This is a genomic window from Methanococcoides methylutens, from assembly GCF_000765475.1.
GTDB lineage: Archaea > Halobacteriota > Methanosarcinia > Methanosarcinales > Methanosarcinaceae > Methanococcoides > Methanococcoides methylutens.
Map to the genome: position 1 here is coordinate 1 of NZ_JRHO01000008.1, position 24104 is coordinate 24104.

General features: G+C 39.3%; 18 protein-coding genes and 1 pseudogene. 8 read left to right on the forward strand and 11 right to left on the reverse strand.

Translation table 11 applies throughout. The features are described from left to right. Positions 1-625: 625 nt before the first annotated feature. From eif1A to LI82_RS02310, 4 genes are all read left to right on the forward strand, one after another. Complete coding sequence (eif1A, locus tag LI82_RS02295; protein ID WP_048193370.1) at positions 626-946, forward strand: translation initiation factor eIF-1A; 321 nt, start codon at positions 626-628, stop codon at positions 944-946. 2 nt (positions 947-948) lie between these two features. Next, positions 949-1743, forward strand: a complete 795-nt coding sequence (locus tag LI82_RS02300) for a serine protein kinase RIO (RefSeq protein WP_048193355.1) — start codon at positions 949-951, stop codon at positions 1741-1743. A gap of 40 nt (positions 1744-1783) precedes the next feature. Continuing rightward, the gene (locus tag LI82_RS02305) at positions 1784-2320 is read left to right on the forward strand and encodes a KH domain-containing protein (protein ID WP_048193356.1); all 537 of its coding nucleotides are present in this window, start codon (positions 1784-1786) and stop codon (positions 2318-2320) included. Positions 2321-2422: 102 nt separating this feature from the next. Next, positions 2423-2830 (forward strand): fasciclin domain-containing protein, encoded by a 408-nt coding sequence (locus LI82_RS02310; RefSeq protein ID WP_048193357.1) that lies wholly within the window; start codon positions 2423-2425, stop codon positions 2828-2830. 21 nt (positions 2831-2851) lie between these two features. Here the strand turns inward: LI82_RS02310 and LI82_RS12345 are convergent, their stop codons facing one another. From LI82_RS12345 to LI82_RS02335, 5 genes are all read right to left on the reverse strand, one after another. Next, a complete protein-coding gene (locus LI82_RS12345; protein ID WP_052402666.1) occupies positions 2852-4393 on the reverse strand; it encodes a sensor histidine kinase in 1542 nt (513 codons plus the stop codon). Positions 4394-4671: 278 nt separating this feature from the next. Then, on the reverse strand, positions 4672-5763 hold the full coding sequence (locus LI82_RS02320; RefSeq protein ID WP_048193358.1) for a (Fe-S)-binding protein: 1092 nt from the start codon (positions 5761-5763) through the stop codon (positions 4672-4674). Further along, positions 5764-7188, reverse strand: coding sequence for an FAD-binding oxidoreductase (locus LI82_RS02325; protein ID WP_048193359.1), 1425 nt, complete (start codon positions 7186-7188; stop codon positions 5764-5766). A gap of 10 nt (positions 7189-7198) precedes the next feature. Next, a complete protein-coding gene (gene larA / locus LI82_RS02330; RefSeq protein WP_048193360.1) occupies positions 7199-8449 on the reverse strand; it encodes a nickel-dependent lactate racemase in 1251 nt (416 codons plus the stop codon). Between the two features lie 263 nt (positions 8450-8712). Beyond that, positions 8713-9897: a mechanosensitive ion channel family protein gene (locus LI82_RS02335; protein ID WP_160174927.1), complete on the reverse strand. Its 1185-nt coding sequence runs from the start codon at positions 9895-9897 to the stop codon at positions 8713-8715. 353 nt (positions 9898-10250) lie between these two features. On the opposite strand from LI82_RS02335, the gene LI82_RS02340 reads away from it, so the two are divergent. Continuing rightward, entirely contained in the window at positions 10251-13727 is a 3477-nt protein-coding gene (locus tag LI82_RS02340; protein WP_048193362.1) for a tetratricopeptide repeat protein, read from the forward strand. Positions 13728-13841: 114 nt separating this feature from the next. On the opposite strand, the gene LI82_RS02345 is transcribed toward LI82_RS02340, so the two are convergent. Beyond that, positions 13842-14354 (reverse strand): hypothetical protein, encoded by a 513-nt coding sequence (locus LI82_RS02345; protein ID WP_048193363.1) that lies wholly within the window; start codon positions 14352-14354, stop codon positions 13842-13844. 345 nt (positions 14355-14699) lie between these two features. On the opposite strand from LI82_RS02345, the gene LI82_RS02350 reads away from it, so the two are divergent. The 3 genes from LI82_RS02350 to LI82_RS02360 are packed head-to-tail and all read left to right on the forward strand — an operon-like array spanning position 14700 to position 19281. Continuing rightward, entirely contained in the window at positions 14700-16472 is a 1773-nt protein-coding gene (locus tag LI82_RS02350) for a PAS domain S-box protein (RefSeq protein ID WP_048193364.1), read from the forward strand. A 48-nt stretch (positions 16473-16520) separates the two neighbouring features. Next, complete coding sequence (locus tag LI82_RS12350; RefSeq protein WP_052402671.1) at positions 16521-19073, forward strand: PAS domain S-box protein; 2553 nt, start codon at positions 16521-16523, stop codon at positions 19071-19073. Further along, positions 19042-19281 carry a hypothetical protein gene (locus LI82_RS02360; protein WP_048193365.1) on the forward strand — a complete coding sequence of 80 codons (240 nt, stop codon included), beginning with the start codon at positions 19042-19044 and terminating at the stop codon, positions 19279-19281. The genes LI82_RS12350 and LI82_RS02360 overlap by 32 nt, the downstream gene beginning before the upstream one ends. 58 nt (positions 19282-19339) lie before the next feature. Here LI82_RS02360 and LI82_RS02365 read toward each other — a convergent pair whose 3' ends face one another. The 5 genes and pseudogenes from LI82_RS02365 to LI82_RS12675 all read right to left on the reverse strand — a co-directional run. Beyond that, positions 19340-20914 carry a GAF domain-containing protein gene (locus LI82_RS02365; RefSeq protein WP_048193366.1) on the reverse strand — a complete coding sequence of 525 codons (1575 nt, stop codon included), beginning with the start codon at positions 20912-20914 and terminating at the stop codon, positions 19340-19342. 325 nt (positions 20915-21239) lie between these two features. Further along, positions 21240-21899, reverse strand: a complete 660-nt coding sequence (locus tag LI82_RS02370; protein WP_048193367.1) for a potassium channel family protein — start codon at positions 21897-21899, stop codon at positions 21240-21242. Further along, positions 21896-23353, reverse strand: a complete 1458-nt coding sequence (locus tag LI82_RS02375; RefSeq protein WP_048193368.1) for a TrkH family potassium uptake protein — start codon at positions 23351-23353, stop codon at positions 21896-21898. The genes LI82_RS02370 and LI82_RS02375 overlap by 4 nt, the downstream gene beginning before the upstream one ends. 275 nt (positions 23354-23628) lie before the next feature. Further along, positions 23629-23877: a sensor histidine kinase gene (locus LI82_RS02380; RefSeq protein ID WP_048193369.1), complete on the reverse strand. Its 249-nt coding sequence runs from the start codon at positions 23875-23877 to the stop codon at positions 23629-23631. Then, a pseudogene (locus tag LI82_RS12675) lies at positions 23849-24104 on the reverse strand (IS5/IS1182 family transposase); the annotation flags it as partial. The gene LI82_RS02380 and the pseudogene LI82_RS12675, both read right to left, overlap by 29 nt.

Sequence of the window (24104 nt, forward strand, 5' to 3'; positions counted from 1 at the left end):
CTGGCAGGATCAACCAGAGTTATTTGTTAAAGCACACAAAATTTGGAAGTTAACTAAGAATTGTCGGAAAAGAACTCTTTTGTTTAATTAGAGAGTTGTTTTCTTTGCACAATAGTTGGTTAGTTCTGTTTGATAGATAAAGTCACTATCAGTCAGAATTAACCGAACTGCCACTTTCAACGTCAGACCGGAAAAGCTCCGGTCTCCACTAATGATTTTGATTTGAAGGTGATTGAAATTCCACACATTGTGCGGAATTAAATAAATGTCACGTTGGTATATAAGACTTTCGATGCCTTATATATTGACAATCTCACAGAGGGAAGTAACAGACAGATCATGCGCAATTGCAGACCCGCATATTTACTCGCCTTGCGAGGACTCCTACATGTACACACTGGGATATAAACGTTTCGTAAACAACGGTTTTAACAATACAAATGTTTGAAAATATACAAGTTCAAGCCCCCATGAAGAATAGGACCAGCACACCCACACCCCATGGACCAGAATAGTAACATAAACACAAAAACGGGTTCAAACAATAGGAAACACACGCAACCTTTAACAATAGATGAAACATAAATAATGCAATATATTGGATAAATCTGAAAGAGGAATTTGGCTGGATAAAAAAGAATCTGGAAATGACAATGAGGCACCACAGCAAACAAACCGTGTAAGAACACCACGAACAGAGGACAGAGAAGTTCTTGCAATCGTGGAGAACCTTATGGGTGCAAGCCGGGTAAAACTCAGGTGCATGGACGGTGTAGCTCGTATGGGACGCATACCCGGATCCATGAAAAAGAACAACTGGATCCGCGAAGGTGATGTTGTGATCGTCATCCCATGGGACTTCCAGGATACAAAAGCAGATGTTATATGGAAATACACACGATCCCAGGTAAATTGGCTTGAGAGTGAAGGATTCCTGAAAGGATAAATATGAAAAAAGAACTTGAAGGCAAGATAAAACGCCTTGACAATAGCGTTGATAAATTGCGAATTAGACGCAAAGACAGCGACAATCTCAAAGTAACCGAAAACGTATTTGATAACGCCACCCTAAAGGCACTATATACTTTGTCCAACAAAGGGATAGTACAGGCACTGGGAGGATCCATAAGTACAGGAAAGGAAGCAAATGTATTCCTTGCAGATGGAGAAGAGGAAGACATCGCAATCAAGATCTACCGAATATCTTCAAGCAGTTTTAGATCAATGGAAGATTATATCCTCGGAGACCCACGTTTCAGCAATATACGCCATAACAAGAGGGACATAGTCTTTGCATGGACTAAAAAAGAGTTCAGGAACCTCATGAGAGCAAAACAAGCTGGTGTCCGCGTACCCGAACCCATAATTACCGAAAGGAACATACTAATAATGAAATTTATGGGTGAGAATGGCAAGCCTTACCCGCTGCTCAAGGACATGAAGATCCAGAAAGAAGACGGGCAGATGATATTCGAAACAGTTATAGACTATATGCATAAGCTCTATGTAGATGCAAACCTTGTCCATGGCGACCTTAGTGAATACAATATACTGATCGATCCGGAAGATCTAACGCCCGTCATTATCGACATGGGACAATCCGTAACTCTGGAACATCCACGTGCAGACCAATTCTTAAAGCGAGATATCGAGAACATAGCCAGATACTTTAAACGCTACAAGATCGAGGAGTCACCCGAAAGCATTTATGCACGGATAAAGGAACCGGAACCAGAGAACTAAAAAACAAAACTATAACTATAATAATCAACAGGTAGACCACATGACACATATCAAAGTACCCCAGGACAGAATCGGCGCGATCATCGGCCCAAAAGGCAGTGTTAAAAATATGATCGAAACCAAATCCACCTCCAAACTGGACATAAATAGCGAAAATGGTACGGTAGAAGTAGTAGCCGGAGATGACCCGGTCGGAGCTATGAGAGCAGCTGACGTTATACAAGCCATTGCAAGAGGATTCAACCCTGAAAAGGCATACAGTTTCTTTGATGATGATATGCTAATGCTCGAGATAATCGACCTATCACAAGCAGCATCAACATCAAAGGAATTACTTCGTCTTAAAGGAAGGATCATTGGCAAAGGCGGAAAGACAAGAGAAATAGCAGAGAGCCTTATAGGCGTCAAGATCTCAGTCTACGGTAAAACAGTAAGTGTCATAGGCCATCCCGACCAGATACTGATAATGAGGACAGCATTGGAAATGCTTATCGACGGCGCAAACCACGGTTCTGTATATAGCTTCCTTGAAAAGAAGAAACAAGACCTGATGCGTGCACAGCTTGATTCATATTGATACTGAATTCTAAAGGATGCCACACAAAGTAAAGCAGTATCCTTTAGACCAGGCATATTTAAGTCAGGTAACGATCTGAAAATCTAATATGGAGACATTTACATGAGTGAAACAAAGAGCATCGTACAAACAGCAGTAGACATCGGTGATTTTCCAACACTCGTAAATGCTGCTAAAAAGCTAGGCCTCGATAAAAAGTTCAATAATAATGGACCATATACAGTATTTGCCCCTCTTGAAAAAGCATTCGAACCAATACCTGAAAGTGTAATAGATGAAGCATTCGATGACCTTGATTACCTTATGGACATCATAAACTACCATGTTGTCGAAGGAAAATACCTGACATCAGATCTAAAAGAGGTTGACTCACTGACTGCCCTCAACGGCAAGATATTGAAGATCACAAACGATGGCAATGTAATGATCAATGGGATATCTATCGAAAGAGAAAATATTGAATGCACTAATGGTATCATTCATGCTATCGGCGACATACTGATACCTTAAAAGCGTTCCTGCAATCTAAACTTAGATCGGAAGCATTACATGAACGGTGGTACCCTTACCCTGCTCACTTTCCACCCACATATGACCATCATGAAGACTAACAAGTTTCTTGGTGAGTGCAAGCCCTAAACCAGTACCGCTATAAAGTCGTTTTGTGGAACCATCCACCTGATAGAACTTGTCATATAGATGCGGCAGTTGTTCCTTCGGAATCCCGATACCATCATCCCTGATAATGATATGCATCATCTCACCAATGGATTTAGCCTCAACATTCACATTACCCCCTTCTGAAGTGAATTTGACAGCATTAGAAAGAAGATTGTAAATAATGTGCCTGAACTTTGCCTTATCGGCATTTATCTGCGGAAGCTCAGGGTCCACATCATAAGAGAACGAAACATCTTTTTTCAAGATAGATTGCATAATAGAATCCTTTATCTCCATAAATACAGGAACTATGCTAAACTTTTCAAACGTAGCTTCTACCTTACCTGCTTCTATCATTGAGATCTCAAGGATATCATTTATGATTTCAGAAAGATGATTGCCATTCTTGAATACATTTTGGAGATATCTTCGCTGAACATCAGTAAGTTCCCCACATCGGCCATCCAGCAATATCTCGGAAAAGCCAATTATTGAATTAAGAGGCGTCCTAAGCTCATGACTAACATTTGAAAGGAACTCACTTTTGGAACAATTGGCAGCATCCTCAATAGCTTGCGCACGTTTAAGTGCATCTTCAGCCGCCTTTGCCTCACTGACATCATGCAACGTTACAGAGAGATTAGAAGGCACATTATCCCGATCAAATATCACATGAGAGTCAAGCATAGCAGGAAAAATACTGCCATTCTTCCTCATATGCCAGACCCCTTCTTGTTGGAAATGTCCATCATTAAGTAACTTATCACGCAAATATTTCAAGTGAGGGATCTGCTCTTCATTATAGAACATCAAAAAGTGATCGCCAAGCACATCTTCAAGAGAATGATCATGCATTGAAGCAAATGCCTCGTTGAGATAAAGAAGACTTCCTTTCATATCAAGAACTGCAATACCATAGTTTGCATTATCAGAAATAGTCTTGAATATATTAAGGTCCTTTTCCACAAGTATGCGTTCAACGAACTTACCGAGACAATCAGAGATGTAATCGACAATATCCTCTTCCTCATTCAGGAAAGAGACACCAACCTGACCCGGCAATTCTTCAAGATAATAAACTTCCAGACTACCATGAACTGCACCATCAATGAGGATCTCAGATGCATATTTCAATCGAGATAATTCGAAATTATCAGATTGAATGATCATATCATCAAAAATTATCCTTGAACATGCCATAGACGAATTTTGCATACCACATGGAATCATATTCACGACTTGCTGAAAACAATCCTCCAACGAAGATGCAGCATCAACAACTTTAGAAACTGAATGTAAATATTGTACAATATTCATACAGACACTACTACCCTGACCTTGCTTTTCTGGAACATCGATCGCATCGGACGTAATAATTAGTTCAACATCCACAAGATGGTTCCCATTTGCCATATGAACGAGGAACCTTCACATCACCATTTCGAGATCATTCGTATTCCACATCTATGCCCTAAACTGATACAAAGATAATCGCTTCGAATTGCTTTAATCAGATATAATGACACATTTCAAAATGTCACCGAACTACCACCTTTACCAGTATGGTTTTAACCGAATGTCAAAATTCGACCCCAACAATACTATAATGTCAATTAATACCAACCATATTAAAGACTTTCTTTATAAAAAGAGAAATAAAATGATCTGGATGATCAATAAGATCGATTCGATCATTCCAGAAGTTCATCTATTAGCTCAAGCAGGTCCCTGACTTCAAGCGTCGAAGCTTCACTTACACCCAGTTTCAGGTTATTGACACAGAACGGGCATGTAGTAAGCAGAACATCTGCTATCTCAGCCTGATCCACTCTTTTTTCAGCGATCTGCCGGGATATTTCAGGGAACATTGACCTGACACCGCCGCCACCGCCGCAACAACGTGCCGATTCCCTGTTATCTTTCATTTCCACGAACTCGATCTCCGGGATCATATTGATCACATCACGAGGTGCATCATAGATTCCTAAATGCCTGCCAATGTGGCATGGGTCATGATAAGTTACCTTCCTGTTGTAATGTTTTAGATCAAGTTCCTGCTCACTGAGCCACTCAACAAAGTGCATTGCTTTAAAAGACATATCCTTAAAGCGAGGATATTCTTTTCTAAACATCCTCAAACACCCCGCACATGAGAAAAGCACGATCTCAGCACCGGTGTCCTCAATTGCTTTAATGTTCGCCTCAGCCTGCCTTCTGATCACATCATCCGAAAAGCCGATCCTTCCAAGTACGCTCCCACAGCAAACCTCATCAAGTAATGTATAGTCTACTCCAAGCTTCTTCAATATGGAGATTCCTGCCGTAGAAGTCTCTTTATTACGATAGGCTGCACTACAACCTGTAAAATAGGCGATCTTAGCAGGATGAGGAACTTCACCGAATAATTCTCTTCGGCTTTTTTCTTCACCGAAAGGATTTCCCAATGTAGCAATCGAATCAGCGATCTTCTGATGAGTTGAACCTACTACCCCTGATGCCACAATATCTTTTCGTGCAGCTTCGATCACATCAACTACCCTTGTGGATGAAGGACACCTGCGAGTACAATCCGCACAGGTAGTACATTGGTAGATACGCTCCAGTACAGACTCATCAGGTTCGATATCCCCGGAATATAATCCATAGGAAAGAGCCATCTTACCCCTTGCTGCTGAAGAATCCCATTCGAGATTGTCAAATATAGGGCAGATCTCCTTACAGAACCCACACTGAGTACAATTAAGCAGCTCTTTTTTCCATTCTTTCAGATTATCAGTCTTCATTCACTCATCCTCCAGATGGTACCGCAGATGGGAAATGAAATTACCTTCCCAACCCATGATCTTATTCGGGTTCATAATATTATTAGGATCCAGAGCCATCTTGATCGTTTTCATAGCATTAAGACTACATGCCCTTTCCTTAAGGAAGAAAGGAGCTTTGGTCATACCAACACCATGTTCACCAGTGATAGTTCCACCAAGTTCCATTACTTTCTCGTAGATCTCTTCAACAGCCTTTTCTGCCTGATCCCAGTGGGACTTCATCGTAGGATCCATTAGCACCTTAGTATGCAGGTTCCCATCACCTGAATGACCATAACTGGCAATGATTATATCATATTTATCAGAGATATCCTGGAAAGCTTTGACAGCCTCAGGAACTTTGCTCATCGGAACTGCCATATCATCGGCAAGCATAACAGTTACAAGATCATCATCATACTTCGACAACGCAGGTATCATTGCCTTTCTGCCCTTCCACAATTCTTCCTTTCTTTCAGGATCATCAGTGAAATCAACAGAAAGAGCGTTTGAAGCCTTACAAACTTCCATTACGGTTTCGATCTGGTCTTTAACATCATTGACACTACCATCGACCTCTATCAAAAGTATAGCTTCTTCATCAGGCAACCCCATACAAACAGCCTTGTTCACCGCCTGGATACAAACCTTTGACATAAGCTCTAACCCTGAAGGTATCAGAGGCTTTGCAATAATATTGGAAACGCATTGACCTGCTTCCTCCAGCGTATTAAATACCGCTACTGCAACTGCAGTAGTCTCGGGAAGTGGAACGATCCGCAGTGTGACCTCGGTCATGATACCCAGAGTCCCCTCCATACCACACATCAGTTTTTCCAGCTGATATCCTGCAGAATTCTTTAAGGTCCTTGAACCCAGCCTTGCAATATCCCCATTAGGGAATACTACCTCCATTCCAAGAACATAATCCCTTGTAGCGCCATATTTCACAGCATTGCCACCTGACGCATTGGTCGCCACCATACCACCAATATTGGCCACATTGCCACTGGAAGGACCCGGGATGAAAAATCCATATTTCTTAAGCTCTGCATTCAGATCCTTGTGGATCACACCCGGTTCCACCACCACATAAAGGTCTTCGACATGCAATTCCTTTATCTTGTCCATCCTTTGCAGATCAATGACAACACCACCAGCAACAGGTACACTATGACCACAAAGTGCAGTGCCTGCACCCCTCGGGACGATCGGGAAAAGATACTCATTTGCAAGTTTCACTATTTTTTCAATTTCAGCGGTCGTTTTTGGCCTGATCACGGCATCAGGCATACTGCGGTGTATTCCTGCATCGGTAGAATAAGCATACAGCTCAGCCGTAGATGTACTGATATGAACCTCACCTACAATATCCCGTAATCTGTCAATAATCTGCTGATCCATTATTTCACCTTTATTCAATAAGAGGTACTGTCAGACTACCCTGAGGCAGAATAATAGCATAAGGCTCTTTACCCTGTTCTTTAATAATGTTGATAGCCTTGTCAAAAGCTTCCTGTATCCCTTCCTGCAATTCCAGTTTCGCAGACTTCAGGGTATCACTGTCAAGGTCAGATACTGCCCACATTTTAGCCCATGTACCTATCTGTGCCATCCTTGCAGCCTTGTGGAATCCCAGTTTGTAACAGTCGGATGTCTTTTCCATAACCTCATTGCAGGTTGCTGAGGAGCCAAGTAAGTTAAGGAAGGTATCATCCCCGACTCCATCACGACATTTGGATACCAGAATGATGATGCCGTCATCTTCGAGAGCGAGCCTGCCGTTCTCAAGAGCTTTTTGTGATTGGTAAAGATCAATATCCATAGGATACGGTGCTGCAGTCAACACGATATTTCCTTTTTTACTGAACTTCGTGCAGAAAACCTCATTGGCTTTTACAACGGCAGCATCAAAGGATTCAAATAGATCACCGGCGGTCATTGCATAAAGGCCATGATCTGCAGTAAGTACGGTCTGGACAGAGAAGATATTAAGGTCCTTAAGAACCTCCATGGCATCGGTCATGTCCTCTGCGACAGGATTTCCATCAAGAGCAAGGGATTGTGCTGCATTTGAGAGAGCATGCTTGTGGTTCATCTCAATTGTCTTGTAGCCTGCAACTCCCGGAAGGAAAGACTTTCTCCCACCAGTGTAGCCTGCGAAATAATGCGGTTCCACACTTCCGATAACAAGGATATTGCCTGCCTGACGGACCATTTTGTTAATGTACATTTCAGTGCCGTTGGAAGAAACACCCAGATAATCCATATCCTCATCCTTTCTCGCATCATGCACAAATATGCGATCGCCCATTACATCATAGATCTCGCCGAAAATGAACCGGAACTCATCTTCTGTGGGTGCCCTGTGTGCACCTGTTGCCACTATGAACTTTACATCAGGATGAGAAAGAAGTATTTCCTTCATCTCAAGAAGTACGCGGGCAGTTGGTGTCGGTCGGGTGGCATCATTTACAATGACCAACAGGCTCTCAGCATTCTTTACAAAATCCTCAAAAGGTTCCCGGCCCATAGGGTTTGAAAGTGCCTGTGAGATAATTCTGGACTCATCCCCTACCTCCGGCTCATTAGGCGAAAGCACCTCATGAGGTATTTTTACATCAAGATCAACAAAGTCCTTTCCATAGGGTATCTTCACATTCATTCCATCTTCTCCTTTTTGCGTACATCAGGACATATAATTAGTAATACAATATAAATCGGATAAAAACCGGATGATTATATCAACAATGCATACTTGAACCATTCTAAGTAAAGTTAGTATAAAAAGACTAGGTATGATACAAAGGAAAAAGAGCTCACATATAAAAAGATTATCCTTGCAAATTTATCCAAAGCTTTTTTTCAAATCAAGATAAGCACTGATTGAATGCGTTTTTAATATAAAAGAGACACATGCAAAACCTTTTATTTTTCAATTCCCTTGCTAACTCTTTCCAGTAACTCCTTAATTTCATTATGTAACTCGACGGCTTTTAAATCGAGATACTGAAGAGACTTTAATTTGACACCATCAGCAGAGGTATCATCTTCCTTTTTCAGTACTTCTTTTACAGACTCCAGATCGTCTTTAAGCCTGTCTCTCTGCTCCAATATGGAATTAAGATTTTGCATTTCTACTGATTTAAGTTCCCCATCACTGATCCTATTGACCAGATCAAAGAACTCATTCTGTTTCTGCTCCATATCTTCGATCAATGTATCTATCTTCTTAGTAATCTCAGCCTCTATAGCCTTACCAAAGATCACATCTTCGGTAGTAACCTGTGTGACATATTCATAAGTTGCAGGTGGCTTAACACTTACCTTATCATGATCAGAAGGTATGAAAACTGCATTCTTATCATATATTCTCTGATTCATAAATGTTGGAGATACTATTTCAATATGATCTTCATGAAGGCTATCGAACATCATCTTTTTCAGATCTGATCTTTTGGTTATAAGGCTGGATACATCCTTCAAAAGACCACCTACTTTGTAAGTAACTGAAAAATCGCCCAATTCGATTACATGGACAAAAATATTCTCAAGATCAACTTTTTCTGCGGCCTTGATAAGAGACTTTTCGACCTGATCTCTTGAAACACTATAACCTAATGAAACAGTAGTCGAGATGATCGTGCCTGATGAACTAATAGTGACCAGAGGATTTGAAATCAATTTAAGGTTCGGTATAGTTATAATATCACGATCGATAGATTGGACCTGAGTATGCAGTATTCCGATATCAGATACCTTCCCGAAAGTTTCTTCGACCCTTATATAATCACCTGCTTTGAAAGGCTTTATGCGACTTAGCATTATGCCGGACATACCATTTGCCACAAATGTAGTCGATGATAGCGCAATGGTTGCACCGATCAGGATACCAAAAAAGCTCAGAAGTGTCTGCTTCGTATTATCCGATATAGGAAGTGTAAGCACAAAAACCACAAGTCCGACAAGTGCTACCAGAAAAAGAATGAACTGCTCAAAGGTCTTTTGTTCAGAGAATATACGAGTCTTTCTGAAAATGTATCCCAGAGCAGTCAAAAGGATGAGAGTTCCCATAACCACTACAATTCCAGGATAGTATTCTTCCAGTACCATGATTCTTTTCATCCCCAAAAAGCACAGAAAATACAAATTAGATATACATACTAATTTTGTTTTTGTTTTATAAAAATGTGTTTGTGAAAGAAATGACCAAAACAACTCAAAAATAATTTATAAAATATCCAGAAATATAATTGTTTTCTAAATATTAATGAACAAAATACTTGAAAAAATAGTTCTGTGACCATGAACATCGATTAAAAATTCACACTCAATCTATACCTATCGTAAATAATAAAAAACAGCACCAAGGTAACGCATTAATTTGAGAATAATCATAATCCAAATGTAGCTAAAAACCAAGATTGATGCAAAATTATTTAAATATAAAAATGGAACATATATATATGTATCTTGATTATGCTGATAAATGGATTAAAAAAGGAGATAGCTTGTTTAGTCTCAAAAAATACGAAGAAGCAATTGATTCATACAATAAAGCACTTGAGATATATCCGAAGGATGAAGGTGCATGGGAAAGTAAAGGAAATGCTTATTTTAATCTCAGGCAATATGAGGAAGCCATCGAAGCATACAATAAGGCCCTTGAACTTAATCCGGAACTTGAAGGCATCTGGATGAACAAAGGAAACGCTGCCTTTAACGTCAAAGAATATGGGGAAGCAATTGAAGCGTATGATCAGGCTATACGGATATATCCTGAAAATGAAAATGCATGGATAAACAAAGGAAACGCTTTTTTTAATCTCAAAAAGTACGAAGAAACAATTGCATCATACACTAAAGCTCTGGACATTTACCCTGAAGAAGAAAATGTATGGATCAACAAGGGAAATGCATATTCACACCTGAAAAAGTACGAAGAAGCAATTGAAGCTTACAATGAAGCCCTTGAACTTAATCCGGAATCCAAAGATGCATGGGAGAACAAGGGAGTTGCATATTCCCATCTGAAAAAAGGTGATGAAGCGGTAGAGGCATTCAACAAGACCCTGAAGATCGACCCTGGAAATGAAGAAGCATGGGAAAGTAAGGGCAAGACGCTTTATGATCTTGGAAAATATAAGGAAGCGATAGAGGCATTCGATCAAGCTATACAAATTTATCCTGAAAATGAAAAGGCATGGATAAACAAAGGAAACGCTCTTTTTAATCTCAAAAGATACGAAGAAACAATTGCTGCATATACTAAAGCCCTGAACATATACCCTGAAGAGGAAAATGTATGGACCAACAAGGGAAATGCATTATCACACCTGAATAAATATGAAGAGGCAATTGAAGCTTACAATAAGGCCCTTGAACTGAATCCGGAATCAAAGGAGGCATGGGGAAAAAAGGGAGTTGCATATTCCCATCTGAAAAAGGGTGATGAGGCATTAGAGGCATTCAACAGGACTCTGGAGATAGACCCTGAAAATGAAGAAGCATGGGGAAGTAAGGGCAAGACGCTTTATGACATTGGAAAATATAAGGAAGCAATAGAGGCATTCGACAAGACTCTGGAGATAGACCCAAAATATGAGAAGGCATGGGGAAAAAAGGGTAACTCACATTTTAATCTTAGGGAATATACCGAAGCAATAGAAGCATTCGACAAAGCCCTGGAAATTGATCCTGAAAATGAAAAGGCATGGGGAAAAAAGGGTAATGCGCATTTTAATCTGAAGGAATATGCAGAAGCAATAGAAGCATTCGATAAAGCCCTGGAAATTGATCCGAAAGATGCGAACATATGGGCAATTAAAGGAATTGCATATTCCCATCTGAAAAAGAGTGATGAGGCATTAGAAGCATTCAACAAGACTCTGGAGATAGACCCTGAAAATGAAGAAGCATGGGGAAGTAAGGGCAAGACGCTTTATGACATTGGAAAATATAAGGAAGCAATAGAGGCATTCAACAAGACCCTGGAGATTAACCCAAAAGATGAGAAGACATGGGGAAAAAAGGGCAACTCACATTTTAATATTAAGGAATATGCAGAAGCAATAGAAGCATTCGATAAAGCCCTGAAAATTGATCCTGAAAATGAAAAGGCATGGGGAACAAAGGGTAATGCACATTTTAATCTGAATGAATATGCAGAAGCAATAGAAGCATTCGACAAAGCCCTGGAAATCGATCCGAAAGATGCGAACATATGGGCAATTAAAGGAAATGCTTCTCTGATCCTGAAAAAGTATGACGAAGCTACCGAAGCATATGGCAAAGCCACAGCTATCAACCCGGACAACGGAACCATATGGGCAAGCAAAGGAAATGCATCCCTAATTCTGGAGAAGTACGAAGAGGCTATTCAGGCATACGAAAAGGCCACACAACTTGACCCGGACAACGGAACCATATGGGCAAGCAAAGGAAATGCCCATGCCAGCCTGAAACAGTATGAAGAATCCATTGAGGCATACGATAAGGCTACAGCTATTGATCCTAAAGATGAGGAAGTATGGGTTAGCAAAGGATATGCATACTTAAATCTGGAAAAATACGAAGAAGCAATTCAGGCCTGCGTTAAAGCCCTGCAGCTTGACCCGAAGGACGAAATGGCATGGACCTACAAAGGAAATGCCTGCTCTATTCTTGAAAGACATGCAGAAGCAATTGAAGCATACAATAATGCCACAGAGATTAATCCCGATTCAAAAGACATCTGGATTAACAAAGGAAATACACTTTTCACTCTCAAGATATACGACGAAGCGATCGAGGCATACAACAAAGCAATTGAGATCGATCCAGGATTAGAGAGCGTCTGGACCAACAGAGGTAATTCATTTTTCTGCCAGGAAAGATACGAAGAAGCAGTATATGCATACGACAAAGCCACAGACATCAACCCGGAATCTGAGTTCGTTTGGTCCAATAAAGGTAATGCATATACTCATCTGAAAAAATATGAGGATGCAATAAAAGCATACACCAAAGCCCTGGAACTAAAGCCAAATGATAAAAATGTCTGGGCCAACAAAGGAAATGCATATTCACACCTGAAAGCATATGAGGACGCAATTGTAGCTTATGAGAAAGCTTTGCAGATCGATCCCGAAGATGAAAAGACCTGGATCAATAAAGGAAACGCATATTCTCAGGTGAAAAAATATGAGAATGCGATCGATGCATATGAGAAAGCGCTTCAATTGAACTCTAAAGATGCGAATGTGTGGATAAGCAAAGGAAACGTCTACCATCATTTGAAGAAGTACGAGAAAGCGATAGAAGTCTACAATAGAGCCCTTGAGCTGAATCCGAATGCTGAAGACGTATGGACCAATAAAGGAAAAGTATTTTCCCATATGAAAAAATTCGAGGAATCGAATGAAGCTTACAATAAAGCTCTGAAGATAAACCCGGAGAATGTGGCTGTACACCTTAATTATGCAAACACGCTAAGGGAGAACAAAAAGTTCAGTGAAGCTGAAACTGAAGTAATGCTTGTACTTCAGATGAATCCATTAAATTCATTCGCATTGGGAGCTTATGGGGATATTCTCTCAGATGAAGGCTATTTCGAAAAAGCGATTGAGGAATATGAAAAAGCACTTTTCAATTCAGAGGAAATGCACCCATCCTCGATCTCGGAGATCTATAACAATATGGGTAGAGCATATGGACAACTGGAAGATTACGAGAAAGCCGAGAAATATTTCCGGAAGGCTCTGTCAGAAGATGAATATAATGTAAAAGCAATAAGGAATAGTCGAATTCTTGAGAAGATGAAAGATTCCCGGGGCTTGTTGAAGAAGATGTTCAAAATTAAGCGTTCAAATGAAGCAAAACCTGAGTTTGAGCTGAGCAGCAGTTATGGCCTTATCGAGACAAAGAACCAGATCCATGAGAATACTCTTGAAATTGAATACTGATACTCGCACACATTCAAAGAGTTATTTGAGATCGATTACACAAAGTAGTTGTCAGATATGTTCGGAAGGTCTCTTAACCAAGATCTTCTAAATTTCCCTGAAAATGATCTTTTTTCAGGACAGTATTTTTTTGAACATCCTTCTAAGCAAGGTCTTTTTGAGTAGGAAATAATCCTGGGTGGCATTCATAATAGCACGTTTCTCCAGTATTTTACGATCCTCAGGCCACTGAGACATTACCTTTTCCAGAGTTTCCATCAGAAGAACTCTTTTTTCTTTTGGAAGTTTCGTTAGAAGATCGACACGGGTAGTGACTATCTTGAACATATCCTCTTCTGATAATCCACCCCCATAATCGAGCATTTCACTTATTGCTTCTAGTCTTTCATCATCCGGCATGCCGTAAAACTCGTCCAGATTTTTGCATATTGCATCACACCTCTCTTCCTCAGACCTTGAAGCGAGTTGTCTTATCGTTTCTGATATACAATTGACAGTTTCAGCCTGTTCTTTGTAAAGCTTACAGACAGGACATTTTTCAAAATGATCATCTATAGAACCAGAGTCCTCACCAATACATTCCTCACAAGCTTTTGCAAGCTTCTCCAACTTCTCTTCTGCGATCATAATTCAATATCTCCTATATAAGGTTTAGATGCGCTTTTATATATATTTGAGCCCCTGATCGATTGCCTTACAGAGAACTACAATTCCATTTGAATTTCTAGGTGTAGATCAACCTTCATACAATAGATATCTGTTCAATTTAAACCAGTTTAAGTCTGTGATCCTGAAATCATTCATTAGCTTCAGAAAGACAAGCTAACTTAAACCATATTTCATTTAGATAATAACCAGCGTAAATATCGAAAGGTTTATATAAAAATATATATAATCATACAGAAAATCAAAACGTTTGCATTAAAATATATAAAGTTAAATTAAGCTTTTTGACCTCTTGGAGCGCAATGCATGACTACTAACCTTAAAAAGCAGATCTCTACTTTTGAAAAGGAACTAACACTAAAAAACCAAGCTATCGAATCAACTATTAATGCTATTGCTTTAACAGATATAGAGGGAGAGATTCTCTATATAAACAGTTCTTTTTTGAAAATGTTCGGATTTGATAATAAAAACGATTTTTTGAGTAGAAATGCAACCAATTTCTGGAATAACCAAACTGAAGCAACAGAGATCGTAAAAATAATAAAATGTATTCAGGAAACAGGTTATTGGTCTGGTGAACTAACAGCTAAAAGAAGGGATGGTTCAAAGCTCATAACACTTTTTTCTGCTAATTTCATTAGGAACAAATCTAAGAAGCCAGTTGCTATGATGGCATCTTTCATAGATATATCAAAGCAGAAGGAATTGGAAAACGATCTTGAAACGATATTTAATTCTATTAACGATGAAATTGCAATATTTGCAGCCGACGGACAGTTCGTAGAAGCAAACCAGGTTACTTTTGATAAATTGGGATATACAAAAGACGAATTAATGCAAATGACAGTGATGGATATAACACCACCTGAATTTAAAGAAGCATTGCGTGAACAGATCTTTAAAAAAATTGAACAGGGTGGCGGAATCGTCGAAACTGTCAGTAAGCATAAAGACGGTTCTTTGGTATCAATTGAACTTAACATTCGTCCAATTGAATACAAAGGAAATCCTGCAACCATAACCGTTGCCAGAGATACAACCGAGCGTAAGAAAGCAGAAGCTGCGTTGAAGGCGAGTGAAGAGAAATACTCAAGTCTGGTCGAAAATGGAAATGATGGCATCGTCATCATTCAAGACAAATTGCTTAAATTTGTAAATCAAAAATTCATGGATATTTCCAGATTTTCAAAGAACGAATTGCTCGGAAACTCATTTTTCGATCTCGTTTCAATTGAATACAGAGAACTGGCACAGAAAAGACATAGCCAGAGATTTTACAGTAATGATGTTCCAAACCATTATGAGATCGACATATTGTCAGAGAATGGCAGCCTTGTTCCAGTGGAGATCAGTGGATCCATTATCGAGTTTGAAGGCAAGCCCGCAAATATGGCAATAATCCGTGACATCACTGAACGTAAGAACATGGAACAAAAGCTGAGACAAGCTGACTTGAAAAATCAAACTATTTTGAACGCTCTACCTGATATGATCTTTGAATGTACTATAGATGGAATCATTATTGATTATCGGCCATCCTCTGAGATAGATACATACGTTCAAGCTAAAGACTTTTTAGGCAAAAAGTTTAATGACGTCTTTCCAAAAAATATTGCAGAAAGGATAATATCCTCAATTGAAAAAGTAATTCAAACAAAAGAGTTGCAACGTTTTGATTACCATCTTCTGATAGACGAAAAAATTAACTATTTTGAAGCCCGGGTGGTCCTTAGCAGAGAAGATTCCATATTGGCCATTGTTTCAGATATCACAGATCGTAAGTTAGCAGAGAGCGAATTGAAGAAAAGTGAAGAAAAATATTCAGCCCTCGTCGAAAATGGAAATGATGGAATTATTATTGTTCAGGACGGTTTGTTGAAATATGCTAATTCAAAAATGATGGAGATGACCGGATATAATTTAGAAGAAGCAATTGGAAAACCATTTTTAGAATATGTATATGATGATCATCGGGATTTAGTTTTTGATAAATACAAGCAAAAATTAAAGAATGGAGGCAAACTTCAATCCAGATATGAATTTGATATTCTTTCCAAAGATAGAAACAAGATATAGGTCGATACAACTGCTGCAACTATCAATTATGAAAACAGGCCTGCAGTTATGGCAATCCTGCGTGATATAACCAAGAAAAAAGAGATGATAAATGCAATAAAAACATCAGAAAAGAAATTCAGAAATATTTTTAACAGCTCCAATGATGCAATTGCCATATATGATCTAAACGGGAATATTCTGGAAGTAAATGAAATTGCTTGTGAATTAACTGCTTACGGCCGAAATGAAATTGTGCAAAAATCAATTATGGACCTGATTTCGCCTGAACATCGATCAAGGCTTGCTGAAGATCTAAAACAACTTCATGAAGGAAAGTACCCGATATTTGAAACATTGATTTTTTCCAAAGATGGAGATGCCACCCCTGTAGAGCTAAGTAATCGTATTATTGAATATGAAGGAAAAACAGCTGTACTTAGCATTGCCAGAGATATAAGTGAGCGCAATAGGTTAACCGAGGAACTGAAAAGAAAAAATAAATTACTTCAGGTGAAACTCGATTATATATCTTCATCTGAAAGTGACTTGGATGATCTATCACTACTGGACGTAATAGATTTTGAACATCTGCAAAAGATACAGGATGCCTTTTCAAAGGCCCATGGAGTAGCTTCCATAATTACCGACATTGATGGCAATCCTATAACCAAACCAAGTAATTTCTGTAAAATCTGTCAGATAGTACGTAGCACAACAGATGGAGAAAGGAACTGTCAAATATCCGACATGATATTGGGAGAAAAAGCGAACAAATTTAGAAAACCCATCTATGAAAGGTGCCATAGCCTTGGATTGACGGATTCTAGTGCTCCTATAATCGTAGGTGGAAAACACATTGCCAACTGGCTTATCGGACAAGTCAATGTGGAAAAATTAGATTCTAAATCAATCGAGAAATATGCCAGGAAAATTGATGCTGATGTAGGTGAAATGCTGGATGCATATAATGATGTCCAACAAATGCCTCCGGAAAAATTCGAAAATGTCCTACATTTGTTGTCACTCTTTGCAAAAGAGATATCCACGCTAGGATATAACAATCTGAAACTGATAAAAGAAGTAAATGAACGTAAGCTGGCAGAAAACAAAGTAAAAGAAAGTGAAACGAAATACAGGGAAGTAGTTTCATCTATCGATGCCCTTTTCTGGAAAGCTGATATAGCACAAGATGGCAGCTTAATCAATACATATGCATCTCCTTTTGTGGATAAGTTGCTAGGAGTAGAAACAGGAACTACTGGCAATAAATGGCAAACTTTATTAAGTTATATTCACCCGGATGACAGCCAAAAGGTATTACAAAAACTAGACGAAACCATCAAAGAAAGATATTCTTTTAATTATTACAAATATAGGATCATAAGACCCGATGGGACTCAATTGTGGGTATATGAAAAAGCAATATCACACGTCAATTCAGAAGGTACAGTGCAAATCTTCGGAACTACAGTCGATATAACAGAACTTAAGAGTGTACAGGATAAAATTATAGCCGAAAGAGATCGGTCACAAAAGTATTTTGACGTTGCTAAAGTTATGATGTTAGTCCTTGATATTAATAGTAAAGTTGTTCAAATTAATAAAAAGGGTTGTGATATCCTTGGTTATGAAGAAGAAGATATTGTTGGAAAGAATTGGGGTGAGAACTTCCTTCCAGAATACTTCCGCGAACAAGTTGAAAAACAAATGGAATACTTACTGTCAAATAGTAAGACAAAAATAGAATACCATGAAAATCCAATTTTAAATTCTGTTGGTGAAGAAAGGTGGATAGCATGGAATACATCCATATTAAGAAACAAAATTGGTCATGTTGAAGGTATTCTATGTTCGGGACAGGATATTACAGAGCGCAAGCTTTTGGAAGAGAATTTACGGGGTGCAAAAGTAACTTCAGAACTTGCAAACCGATCCAAGAGTGAGTTTCTGGCAAATATGAGCCATGAACTAAGAACTCCGCTTAATTTTGTAATTGGTTTTTCTGATGTTTTATGCAGTGAGATTTACGGAGAACTCAATGAAAAACAAAGGAAATATACAGAAAATATCCATAAAAGCGGACAAAATCTGTTGAAGATAATAAATAACATACTTGACCTCTCAGCCATAGAAGCAAGATCAACTGAGATAAACTGTGAGAAGTTCCTGCTATCCGACATTCTCAAAGATATCAGGAAAAATATTATTCCGCTTGCAACACAGAAGAACATATCCATTGATATCGATACTGATGATCTGATCTTGATGGATGCTGACAGAAACAAAGTTAATCAGATAATGACCAATCTGGTCAGCAATGCAATTAAGTTTAACAATAATGGTGGTTCGATCCTTATCAAAGCACGAAACATTGATAATGAGATAAACATCTCGGTTAAAGATACAGGAATTGGCATCCCTGAAAAAGAGATAGGGAAACTGTTCGACCCATTCTATCAGATCGATGGTTCATCATCACGCGACTATGGAGGAAATGGAATTGGTCTTGCTCTCGTGAAACATTTCGTTGGAATGCATAAGGGCGATGTCTGGATCGAAAGCCAGGAAGGAATGGGGACTGAGGTTCATGTTAAGTTTCCTGCTGAGCAGAAGATTTAATCCATATTATACTGACGCCTCAACTCTAACAAAAATGGTTAAAAAAGCAAATAACCTCCCTTGGAAAACAGATGTACAGATCAAAAACAATCTTGTTGCTGTTTACATTGCTGAGAGGAATGCATCTATCGAAAATGAAAGTGATATTAATGCGTTGATAGGTTTGCAGAATATGTGGCGAATACTATTCAGTAAAATTAAAAATTAAATTCCACCGTTACTGGAAATATGTCCAGAAAAGAATAACTCATCCCTCACATAAACTATCAATCCCATTTTCTTAAAGTGACCCAGAAAATACTTCCCCGGCCTTCAGGATTATCCCCAACCCCAACACTTCCACCATGAAGATCGATTATCTTCTTCACAATGGCAAGACCAAGACCGGTTCCTTTGATCCCTTTTTTCGTGACACGTTTGAATCGCTCGAATAATTCCGGCTTGTTCTCATCAGAAACCCCTTCACCAAGATCTGTGAACGACACATTCCATTCATCACCAGCATCTGAGATGGCAATGATGATCCTTTCGTTTTCCGGGCTGTATTTTATCGCATTCGAAAGCAGGTTGGAAAACACATCTTCGATCATCGGGTTTGCTTTTGCAGGATAAGCTCCCTTATGATCAAATTCAACCACCATCTGTCTCTCTTCGATGTTGGGCCTGAAGTTGCCGATCACACCCTCAATAACAAGAGCCAGATCCATTTCCTGAAACTCGATGTCCTCAAAGGAATCCAGTTTTGCAAACCTTGCAGCGCTCTCTATCATGTCGATCAGTTTTTTGTTGTTGCGATCGATGGTACGGATCAAATCCTGCTTCTTCTCATCGCCCTCCATCTCAAGTAGCAACTCGGCATAACCCTTGACAATACCTGCAGGATTTAAAAGATCATGACGCATGATATCAGTAAAAAGCTCTTTCAGCTCGTTCGAATGTTCAAGATCTTCAGCATACTTTTTGAGTTTCTCAAGAGATTCCCTGCGCTGGACAAGCCTCCACAAACCCTGCATCAGCAATGTCAGCTGGCGAACATCGGAAGCATCATAGTCGACTTCTTTGTTGCTGACCCCTGCGGTTGCAACGATCCTGTCACCTTCAAAGATAGGAACTGCCATGTAGTTACTGAGTTCTACATGCCCTTCCGGATAACCTTTTTTAAGACGGTCAGGGGCATTGTAATCATTGATAATAACAGGTTTTCTCTGCCTTATCGGCTCACCCCACAGGCCTATCTTGTCTACCTCGTAGATGAACTTTCGATCCGGTACAGTGCATTCTTTCATGACACTGTTAGACCAGGTATGCATTATGAGAGACGACTCATCCTCATTCAAAAAAGCCAGATAACCGATATTACTACCGGTGAGTTTTACAGCTTCTTCATGAACAAAGTCCGCGATCTCCTGCATGGGTGCATCCATCATCCGCTCAAGCTTCAACAGTGCTTCAAGGCGGGATTCATCAATTTTTAATGTATTTTCAAGGCTTCTCCTCAGTGAAATATCCTCGATAATACATATCCCACCCACAAGTGAACCCTCTTCCGATACATCAGGATTGCAATGTACCTCCATCTGAACAGATTGGGCTTCTGGAGAAGATAAATACTCGCCCTCATACTGAACAGGTGTTCCTGAAAGCACTGTTTGAATAGCCGAAGCCATTTGCTCGTCACTAAAAATAGACAGTATGTCTGATCCGATGATATATTCCTTCTTTTTGTCAATGATCGCAGAAGACCGTTCATTACAAAGAGTAACGATACCATCACGGTCAAAATACATGATTCCCAGCGGAGATTTCTCAAATATCATACGATATTCTTTTTCAGATGCCATTGAAGCACTCCCTTCTTCATATGATAGAACTTTCAGCAAGTGTACCCTGTTAATGTATTAGCTGGATACAATTTAAATGTTTTTTATAGAATGTTTTAACAATTCGAAATTGCTACTGAGGAAATAAATTAACGATCGTTGAGGAGTTAACCCATTTATCAAAAGCCTTCGGAGAGAACATCCTTTTTAGTTTATTTCCCATATCACTACTTTCACCAAGCTACCATATCCATATTTACTCGCTTGCACATACATTTTGCTTTGTAGAGGCTTATCGAAATACTATTTTGTAAATAAGGCCTTTAAATCTCGTTCAAGAACTGCTTCATGTCTCAAGATTCCTGCCCAGCGCTTCATTCACACTTTTTATCATATCGGCCTTGGTTACAAGGATCAATTCATCTTTTTCATACAATTTCGGATCTTTTTCCGCAAGGATGAATTCACCTTTACGATAGACGCCTATGAATGCACTATCCTCCGGTAGTGAGATATCGGACAATTTCATATCAATTATTTTGTCAGTAGCCATTACACCCATAAAACGCACATCATAACGTACCAAATTACTCAGTTCAATTGTGTTTATTCCTCTGAGGACATCTGATATGTATCTGGAAGATATGCTGGATGGATTTATCATATAATAGAATCCAAGCTTGCTTGCGATATCCATGAACTGCCTGTCCTCTAGCTTGAGGATAACTTTCTCAACCTTAGCATCTCTAGCAATCAATCCGATGAGAATGTTGTTCTGATCATTGGTTGTACAAGCAACAACTGCATCTGCACTATTGATATCTGCTTTTTCAAGGATATCAGGTCTTGTGCCTTCGGCATTTATAACCGTGCAATCCAGGGTTTCTGCAAGCTCTTTAGCTATAGATTCATCTTTCTCGATAAGTATGACCTCTTTACCCTGTGCGATCATATTCCTGGTAAGATGTATTCCCAGTGAACCGGCTCCGACTATGATAACTCTCATGTTCTCACATTCCTCTTACTTGCCCATTTTCTTTTCATCCATGTTCCCGGCATGAATAACAATATCAATGGAATTATCTCTATCCTTCCAAACAACATGTCAACTATTAGCACTAACTTAAGGACAACAGGCATTGTCGCACTGGTCGCTCCTGCGGAAAGTCCCACAGTGCTCAAAGCACTTGATACCTCGAATACGGAACTGCTCATGTTCGTCCCGTAAAGCATGAAAATGAAGGATGATACGACAAGAATCAACGTATAAAGCAACATAAAGGTCACAAGATTGTAGATCTCATCACTTTCTATGACATTGTCCTCTATCTTGACCGGTGTAATGGTCTCCCTGGGCAGGAACAATCTCAACAGCACATTATGGACAACTTTTAAGAGCAAGATCACTCTTAATATCTTGATCCCGCCTGCAGTGGATCCGACATTACCTCCTATCCACATCATAAATATCAACACTGCTTTTGAAGCCTCAGACAAAATGGAAAGGTCTATCGTAGAAAAACCCGCAGTAGTAATGGCAGAGATGACCTGAAAAAGACTGCCTTGGATCAGATCATGACTCATATTTTCTCTTCCAAGAGTAAAAGCAAAAACAATTGATCCTATAGCTATGAAGGCCAGGAAATACCGAAGTTCCAGATTTTTGAAGATTTTTTCCGGTTTCTTGAAAAGGTAAGGATAAAGTACAAAACTGACTGCTCCCAGAATACACGATATACTTATTGCAGTAGGTATCAGGCTTCCCTGATATGCCCCTATGCTTTCAGGACGTGTTGAAAATCCACCGGTAGATACACAACAGAGAGCATGGCAAATAGAATCGAATAGAGACATGCCACTCATTAAAAGCAATATTAAGGAGATCAATGTTATTATAATGTAGACTTTTCCAAGTGTACGGGTGGTGGATATTACAGTAGGCTTGATCTTCATATCCCCATAGTTGGCTTTGTACATCCTGGATGCTGTGGTTCCCGGCCTTATCAGGACGGAAAGCACCACAAGAATTATCCCGATCCCGCCTACCCACTGCCCCCAGGAACGTGCAAACAGGAACACAGGTCCGACATCTGAAGGTGCAACACTGAGCCCTGTTGTCGTAACAGCTGACACACTTTCAAAATAAGCATCAATAAAAGGCATTCCCGTTGTAAGTGACATTGGAATAGCACTCAGGAATGCTGAGATAGGGAAAACCATTGCAACAATGATGAGCGCTTCCTTTGTTTCAAGTTCATAATCCGGGAGAGCACGATAGATCATAGAGCCAATGATCAAAACTGCAACAGCAGTACCACCATAATCGAAAGCTGCCCCTACATCTCCAAGTATGAGTGCAGCAATTGTCGGAACAACCAATACAAATGTAAAAGCTATGAGGTAATAACCAATGTACTTTGCTACAGCCCTATGGTTAACAGGAGTGTGCAATTCGTACATAAGTTATAATGATGCTTATTACTTTATAAATTATCTCATGAGATGAAACTGTAACAGTTATTTACTTTTGGAGAAGACTTTGATAAAAATGATAATGTGTATTACTGGAAAGTTCAATATCTAGTCGAAGGATTCAAAATATCAAATGTATTAGTTCCTCAAGTTCAACAAAAGAGCAAATCAGTGGGAGAATTTCAGTTTATTTTGTTCTGATCTGAAAGTATTAACCGTCAATCTTCCATCCCCCTAAATTTTAAATCCGCTTCAATAAGTGTTTATGCTTTCTTGACTGTTACCCAGAACACACTGCCGTTTGCTTCCGGATTGTCTTCCACACCCACTTCCCCATTGTGCAGATCAGCTATTTTTTTCACGATAGCAAGTCCAAGACCACTTCCCTCTATGTCGCTATTGCCTATGCGTTTGAAACGTTCAAATACCAATGGTTTGTATTCATCGGAGATACCTTCATCTTCTGTTGCGATGACATTGCTAAAGCAATGTCTTTGCATGTTTTGCATCATGAACAGGTTTACCTGATATTTTGTATCCAGTTATGACAAATTTCCGCACATCAACTGAAATACTGATCTTGACATAATTTCGTCTCCACTTTTTGATTCACCAGGAATAATAATTGCTACAATAACCACTTGTAAACCCCGTTGAATCAATCCCAGTGACTTCAATTGATTCGCCATTCTTGTAAAATAGATCTAATGTTCTCTTAAAGATACGATCAAGAAATGCA

Coding starts and splice junctions, on each gene's coding strand:
- LI82_RS02300 (WP_048193355.1), top strand. CDS start 949: ATGAAAAAAGAACTTGAAGGCAAGATAAAACGCCTTGACAATAGCGTT.
- LI82_RS02305 (WP_048193356.1), top strand. CDS start 1,784: ATGACACATATCAAAGTACCCCAGGACAGAATCGGCGCGATCATCGGC.
- LI82_RS02310 (WP_048193357.1), top strand. CDS start 2,423: ATGAGTGAAACAAAGAGCATCGTACAAACAGCAGTAGACATCGGTGAT.
- LI82_RS12345 (WP_052402666.1), bottom strand. CDS start 4,393: ATGGCAAATGGGAACCATCTTGTGGATGTTGAACTAATTATTACGTCC.
- LI82_RS02320 (WP_048193358.1), bottom strand. CDS start 5,763: ATGAAGACTGATAATCTGAAAGAATGGAAAAAAGAGCTGCTTAATTGT.
- LI82_RS02325 (WP_048193359.1), bottom strand. CDS start 7,188: ATGGATCAGCAGATTATTGACAGATTACGGGATATTGTAGGTGAGGTT.
- larA (WP_048193360.1), bottom strand. CDS start 8,449: ATGAATGTGAAGATACCCTATGGAAAGGACTTTGTTGATCTTGATGTA.
- LI82_RS02335 (WP_160174927.1), bottom strand. CDS start 9,897: ATGGTACTGGAAGAATACTATCCTGGAATTGTAGTGGTTATGGGAACT.
- LI82_RS02340 (WP_048193362.1), top strand. CDS start 10,251: ATGTATCTTGATTATGCTGATAAATGGATTAAAAAAGGAGATAGCTTG.
- LI82_RS02345 (WP_048193363.1), bottom strand. CDS start 14,354: ATGATCGCAGAAGAGAAGTTGGAGAAGCTTGCAAAAGCTTGTGAGGAA.
- LI82_RS02350 (WP_048193364.1), top strand. CDS start 14,700: ATGACTACTAACCTTAAAAAGCAGATCTCTACTTTTGAAAAGGAACTA.
- LI82_RS12350 (WP_052402671.1), top strand. CDS start 16,521: ATGGCAATCCTGCGTGATATAACCAAGAAAAAAGAGATGATAAATGCA.
- LI82_RS02360 (WP_048193365.1), top strand. CDS start 19,042: ATGTTAAGTTTCCTGCTGAGCAGAAGATTTAATCCATATTATACTGAC.
- LI82_RS02365 (WP_048193366.1), bottom strand. CDS start 20,914: ATGGCATCTGAAAAAGAATATCGTATGATATTTGAGAAATCTCCGCTG.
- LI82_RS02370 (WP_048193367.1), bottom strand. CDS start 21,899: ATGAGAGTTATCATAGTCGGAGCCGGTTCACTGGGAATACATCTTACC.
- LI82_RS02375 (WP_048193368.1), bottom strand. CDS start 23,353: ATGTACGAATTGCACACTCCTGTTAACCATAGGGCTGTAGCAAAGTAC.
- LI82_RS02380 (WP_048193369.1), bottom strand. CDS start 23,877: ATGATGCAAAACATGCAAAGACATTGCTTTAGCAATGTCATCGCAACA.